The 6,112-nt window shown below is 56.9% G+C and carries 6 protein-coding genes and 1 pseudogene; 5 read left to right on the plus strand and 2 right to left on the minus strand.

Features of this window, described 5'->3' with window-relative positions; genetic code table 11:
- Nucleotides 1–61: 61 nt before the first annotated feature.
- From DYI20_RS05585 to DYI20_RS05605, 5 genes and pseudogenes are all read left to right on the plus strand, one after another.
- On the plus strand, nucleotides 62–1,726 hold the full coding sequence (locus DYI20_RS05585) for an ABC-F family ATP-binding cassette domain-containing protein (RefSeq protein ID WP_110100495.1): 1,665 nt from the start codon (nucleotides 62–64) through the stop codon (nucleotides 1,724–1,726).
- 12 nt (nucleotides 1,727–1,738) lie between these two features.
- Nucleotides 1,739–2,338 (plus strand): TetR/AcrR family transcriptional regulator, encoded by a 600-nt coding sequence (locus DYI20_RS05590; RefSeq protein WP_110100494.1) that lies wholly within the window; start codon nucleotides 1,739–1,741, stop codon nucleotides 2,336–2,338.
- Between the two features lie 4 nt (nucleotides 2,339–2,342).
- Nucleotides 2,343–3,518 carry an MFS transporter gene (locus tag DYI20_RS05595; protein ID WP_110100493.1) on the plus strand — a complete coding sequence of 392 codons (1,176 nt, stop codon included), beginning with the start codon at nucleotides 2,343–2,345 and terminating at the stop codon, nucleotides 3,516–3,518.
- A gap of 203 nt (nucleotides 3,519–3,721) precedes the next feature.
- A pseudogene (locus tag DYI20_RS05600) lies at nucleotides 3,722–3,886 on the plus strand (S-adenosylmethionine synthetase N-terminal domain-containing protein); the annotation flags it as partial.
- Nucleotides 3,887–4,279: 393 nt separating this feature from the next.
- Nucleotides 4,280–4,828 (plus strand): hypothetical protein, encoded by a 549-nt coding sequence (locus tag DYI20_RS05605; protein ID WP_110100492.1) that lies wholly within the window; start codon nucleotides 4,280–4,282, stop codon nucleotides 4,826–4,828.
- Here DYI20_RS05605 and DYI20_RS05610 read toward each other — a convergent pair.
- Together DYI20_RS05610 and DYI20_RS05615 are read right to left on the minus strand one after the other, a co-directional pair.
- Nucleotides 4,805–5,749, minus strand: coding sequence for an NAD-dependent epimerase/dehydratase family protein (locus DYI20_RS05610; protein WP_110100491.1), 945 nt, complete (start codon nucleotides 5,747–5,749; stop codon nucleotides 4,805–4,807). The genes DYI20_RS05605 and DYI20_RS05610 overlap by 24 nt on opposite strands.
- Nucleotides 5,750–5,846: 97 nt before the next feature.
- On the minus strand, nucleotides 5,847–6,112 hold a 266-nt coding region (locus DYI20_RS05615), incomplete at its 5' end, for an integrase core domain-containing protein (RefSeq protein WP_147472533.1).

The following is a 6,112-nucleotide window of genomic DNA, read 5'->3' on the forward strand; positions in this document are numbered from 1 at the left end:
CAACGCCGCCACCAGTGCCTGGGTTCCATCATTTGTCACGACCGTGATACCGTAGTGGCCCATGAGCTACCTCGAAGCACAGTCGGTGAGCTACACGCTGGCCGACGGTCGGCCCCTGCTCCGCGATGTCTCGTTCCGTGTCGGCCCTCGGGAGAGAGTGGCGGTGATTGGAGCGAATGGAGCAGGCAAGACGACACTGTTACGCATCATCACAGGCGAGATCACTCCCGAGGCGGGGGCAGTCTCCCGCAATGGCTCGATTGGAGTGATGCGCCAGTTCGTCGTTTCCGGGACGGTCCAAGAATTGCTACTGTCGGTGGCTCCTCCGCCCTTGCAGGAAGCCGCCGCAGAACTACGTCGTGCCGAACAAGCGGTTGCCACTACAGACGATATTGATCGGCAGATGGAATACGCATCCGCTCTGGCCGCTTGGGGCGAGAAGGGTGGTTACGATCTCGAAGTTCTTTGGGATGCGTGCGCCACAGATTCCCTGGGCTTGCCATTCGAGAAGTGTTGGGACCGTCCGGTGACAACGTTATCGGGCGGTGAGCAGAAGCGCCTCATTCTTAACGCGCTCCTTCGTGGCCCTGATGAGATTCTTCTCCTCGATGAACCAGACAACTTCCTCGACGTCCCAGGCAAACGCTGGCTTGAAAACCAGTTGGTCGAATGTAATAAGAGCGTGCTCTATATCAGCCATGACCGCGAACTTCTCGCAAACACTGCCACGAGTATCGTCACTCTCGAGCTGGGCAGCGCAGGTAACACCGCATGGGTTCACTCTGGCGGCTTCAGCGGATATCAGAAGGCACGCACGCAGCGGTTTGAAAGGCTGGACGAACTGCGGCGTCGATGGGATGACGAGCATGCAAAGTTACGTTCGCTTGTTCAGATGTATAAGCAGAAGGCGGCCTATAACTCAGATATGACCTCCCGGTACAGGGCGGCGCAGACTCGGTTGGCCAGGTTCGAACAGGCTGGTCCGCCTGAGGCGCAACCACGGGAGCAAAAACTTGCGATACGTCTACATGGAGGCAGGACGGGCAAGAAGGCTCTGACGTGTGAGCAACTCGAACTCACCGGACTCGTCCGGCCCTTCGACTTCCAAGCTTGGTACGGTGACCGCATTGCCGTTCTCGGCAAGAACGGATCTGGAAAGTCGCACTTCCTTCGTCTGCTAGCAGCCGGCGGCGATGACCCCACCCCTGAACACGAACCTGTATCCGAGATGCAGATTGATCCAGTGACGCACGACGGTACCGCGCGTCTAGGCGCCCGAGTCCGTCCGGGCTGGTTCGCTCAAACACATGGACGCCCCGACCTTCGCGGCCGTAGTCTGCTCTCGATACTGCATCGTGGTGACGAGCACCGGCGTGGAATGCCGCGAGAAGAGTCGTCCCGAGTGCTAGCTCGTTACGAGCTCGCCCGTTCCGCCGAGCAGAACTTCGATTCCCTGTCTGGGGGGCAACAAGCTCGCTTCCAGATCCTTTTGCTCGAACTTGGCGGTGCGACAATGTTGCTTCTCGACGAGCCGACTGACAATCTCGACTTGGAGTCAGCGGAGGCCCTTCAACGAGCGCTCAGAGCCTATGACGGGACAGTTCTTGCCGTGACCCATGACCGTTGGTTTGCCCGAGATTTCGATCGCTTCTTGGTCTTCGCCAAGGACGGACAGACGTACGAAACCGACCATCCTGTATGGGACGAATCTGTCAAAAGGAAATGAGGATGAAAACACATGCCTGCACGCATAGACGCAGAGGAACGCCGCCAGTATGTCATCGATGCTGCATTTCGGTTGATCGTAGCAGAGGGCCTTGAAGGACTTACCCTAAGGAAGGTGGCAGCTGAAGCGGACCTCAATATAGGGTCGGTACGGCACTTTTTTGATGGCCATGAAGACCTACTGACGGCTGCAGCTCACGAAGCCGGAAACCGGATGGGACAGCGACTCATGCACCATCCGGTCGAGCAGTTGAGGGGCCTCGAAGGTGAGGAGGCTCTAACTTCCTTGCAAGATCTCCTGGAACAAGTTCTCCCTGTCGATGAACCGCGGAGGATGGAGGCGATCGTTGTCCTTGAACTCATACGTGCCTCAAGAACACAGACAGTATTTGCATCATCCGCTGCACAGATGGCAAGCGATCTTCATGACATTATTGCTGCGGCACTAGCCTGCCTCGAAGTGCCCAACCCCAGCGCGGCAGCCCGGCAAGTTTCGGCCCTTGTTGGTGGCCTGACACTTGACACCGTCACGCCTCATGGAGCTCTCACAGTTTATCAACTGCGTTCGACTCTACGGAACGCGTTGCGCAATCTTCTTAATGCAGAAAGGTAGCCTGATGCCTGCATGGCTCTTCGCCCTGCTCGCCACAGGATTTGTACTATATACGGATGACTATGTCATCGCCGGAATTCTACCTGAACTCGCCGCTGATCTGGGGGTGAGTGAATCCCATGCGGGACAGCTCATTACCGCATTTTCGCTGACCGTAGCTATAGTGGCGCCTTTGGCGGCAGTCGTCTTGGCAAAAGTGCCGCGGCGACGACTATTTACTGTCGGTCTATGCTTGTTCATTCTCGCAAATGGTCTGGCTGTAATTGTACCGTCATACCCCCTCCTCCTGGTTTTGAGGGTGGTAGCCGCTGTGGCTGCGGCTGGGATGACTCCTGCCGTGTTCGCCTTTGCCGCGGAGCGGGCTCCTGCAGATAAGACCGGTCGCTACATCGCTATTGTGTCCCTGGGAGTGACCGGTTCTATTGCTGCCGGTGTCCCGATTGGGACGTGGATCGGCGGACATCTTGGATGGCGTGCATGCTTTGCCACCATGGCCGTCGCAGGGCTGATAGTCCTTCTTGCACTCTTGCCTACGCTACCGCGTGAAGATGGCGAACGGGAGGTGCCACTCCTTCGGGATCAGCTCCGGACGCTAAGTGCCGGACCTATCTCGTTCGGCTTGCTTGCGAACTGTGCGCTGATGACTGGGTCCATGATGATGTTGACCTACCTTGCCCCCTACCTCGATGCCACGAGCTCAGCTGGAGTTGATGAACGGGCATTGGCATTTAGCCTGTCGGGTATAGCTGGCATCCTCGGGATTTGGTTGGGTGGTATCGCAACGGACAGATGGGGCCCTGACCGGACCCTGAGTATCGGAATCGGCGGCATCATCGTCACGATGGTCATCTTGTGGCTTCTATGGATGGGACGACCGGCACCGATTCCTGCGGTTATCTGCGTTGTGACAGTGTGGGGCGGTTTGGCGTTCTGGAATTCGCCAGCCATCCAAGCTCGCTTGTACATGTTGGCCGGGCCAGTAGCACCCCAGGCTCTAGCACTGAACACCTCAGGTACCTATCTCGGTGTATCAATTGGGGCCGCTGTTGGAGGTATTGCGCTTACAACTGGCGGCGCCGGAGCTTTGCCTTTGACGGCAGCGAGTTTTGGACTGATTGCATTGATCTTGATAGCGATTGCACGTTACCTGGCAGGCGCACGTTCTCGAGAGCGTCATTAACTGGTTGCTTTGAATGTCCCGCTTGCCATACGGACCATCCGGTTTTGCAGAAGATGCGCCTGCGACGACGAGTCCGCACTTTACCAACAAATTACTGGCGGTGGGGAGAACCAAAAATGATGCTCCCCATCGCCACCCCGACCGCGATACCACCTAAGAATGAGGAACAGACCATGACGCTACGGCTTTTCACCTCGTAATCAGTGACCGAAGGCCACCCGGACAAGATCTGCGACCAGATCAGCGACAGCATCCTTGACGCACTGATCACCCAAGACGCCCACTCACGCACTGCCATGAAAACGCTGGTCACCACCGGTCTGGTCCACGTCGCCGGGGAGATTCGCACCAGCGGACACGCCGACATCGCCGCTCTCACGTCGGGCTCCGGCCTCCTGGATCCCGCCTCGGTCAGATAGCACTGGTACATGCGGATCACGCGGGCGTGTATCTCGTCATCGCACTCCCGTGGTGCTGAGGTGAGAAACATTCTCTTCCGTGTCGGCTCACGCCCTCCGACAGCCTCAAGGCCTCCAGGTATGATGTTCTCAGGCCACCGTGGCCTTGTCGCCGGCAACGGCGACAGGTATGGCATGCGAGAGAGGGCTGTTGACGCCCATGGCGAAGGCTTCTACGAAGCGTCCAAAGCGCTTGGCCCCGGAACCCGGCACAGGACGCGACGCGACCAAGGAGCGGCTCATACAGACCGCCTATCGTGCGTTCCTGCGTAACGGTTACTTGAACACAACGATAAAAGGTATTTGCACAAGTGCCGGCTATACAAGGGGGCATTTTACTCAAATTTCCAATCGAAGGAAGAGCTCTTTGAAACGATCTACTTCCAAGCAAACCGGTGGCAGACCGAACAAATTCAGCGAGCGGTTCATACCGCTATAGACGCTTCTCAAAAGAAAAGGTCTGCTGAATCGGCTGATCTGGCCTCCATCATCTGCACCGCCCTTCGAACCCTCAACTTCGGCACTGGTGATGAAGTGCAGTGGTTTGGAATGGTCACGGAACTACGGGGAGCCAGCGTGCACGATCAAGCCTCCCGTAAGGTCTTGATTAAGGCGCAAGACGATCTGTACGGTCAGCTGGAAAGCATACTCAATTACGTACAGAACCAGACCGGTTCGACACTCGCCCTACCTGTCCGTGATGTGGTTGTACTGGCGGTAGGTCTGTATGAGCGGCAACTCAGCAGCAATCCGCCGATGCCCGGCCAGACCCACGCGGTAAACGCCGTAGACTCGCTCGAACGTCTCCTGAGGGCGATTACGATAGACTCAGGCCGTGGCAGGAAGCATTGACACTACATCCTTGATGTTTGTCCTCGGAAAATCAGGTACTCGACTCCGAAATGTAGAGTCGTCGATCGTGTAGTCACTCTCGAACTGGTACATCATTTCGCGCTGTTCGCGTGCGGCGGTGCTGAGAACGCCGGCCATGGCGAGAACGTTTCTTCCTAGAACTGCTGGTTTAACGGATCGTCCCATAATAGACGACAGTTCGTGCGATAAGTCGTTGGCTGAGAACGCGGTGATCGCTGGCATATGAAGTGTTAGCGTAGACCGGAGATCTGAATCGAGGCACACTTCAGCCAGCCCGCGAGCAACATCGCGAGGCAGTGCGAAAGAGTGCAAGTTGTCGGGTCTTCCGAACCACCTGAAAGTTCTTTTTCTTTTCATGACGACCTCCTCAAGAGAACTCCACGGCATCACCGTGGTTTCACTTCCAGGGCCGAGGAAATCTGCCGATCGACAAATGACAACATCATGACCTTTCGCACGTGCCTGAGAAAGGATCTCCGTGCCCTTGAGCCTGGCAGATCCTTTCTCGCTGCAGGGAGCCATCGGTTGTGACTCAGATATCGGCGATTCAGCCCGGCCATAGACATAGAGGTTGTCGAGAAAGGTGAGTGGAGTCTGACGGCTTTCGGTCGACGACACGATGGAGCGAACCAGCCCTGGCCACTCTTGGTTCCATATGCGCGCCCGATAAGGCAAGCCGACTGTTGCGATAACGTCCGTACAATCGGCAAGTGCTGGCTCTAGCTGGATGGGTTCATATGAGGAGATCTCCCGGCAGGAGACCCCTCCAGCGGAAGGAGCATCACTTCGCCGGCGCGAGATGGCGGCGACTCGAACACCACGTTGGGTCAGCGTACTCACAACGAGGCGTCCGATTTGTCCACTCGCACCTATCACCGCGACCCGGCGTTCGTCGGTCACTGTCTATTCTCCTTTGATTCTGTAGCTACTCCGACACAGTAGATCCTTGAATCCCCGGTGGCGGTCGAGTGGCTAAAATGACTTGTGTTCATGAAAACTAGTTGTGCTTCCCCGTGAGGTTGTGAACACGGACTGAGGGGGCTGGGCCTCCGATGGCGGTGTGGGTTCGATGATGATTGTACTCATGTAGGAAGGCCTGGTAGGAGGCCGCACGTTCTGATTCGCTAGCGTAGGCGCATTCGGTCATCAGGGTTCGGTTGAACCGCTCGACTTTGCCGTTGGTTTGTGGCCTGTAGGGCTTGGTGCGCTTGTGTTTGACTCCCTCGCCGAGGGCTTTGCGGAATTCCTTAGAGCGGTAGCATG

The sequence above is a fragment of the Auritidibacter ignavus genome, from assembly GCF_003703835.1.
Lineage (GTDB): Bacteria > Actinomycetota > Actinomycetes > Actinomycetales > Micrococcaceae > Auritidibacter > Auritidibacter ignavus.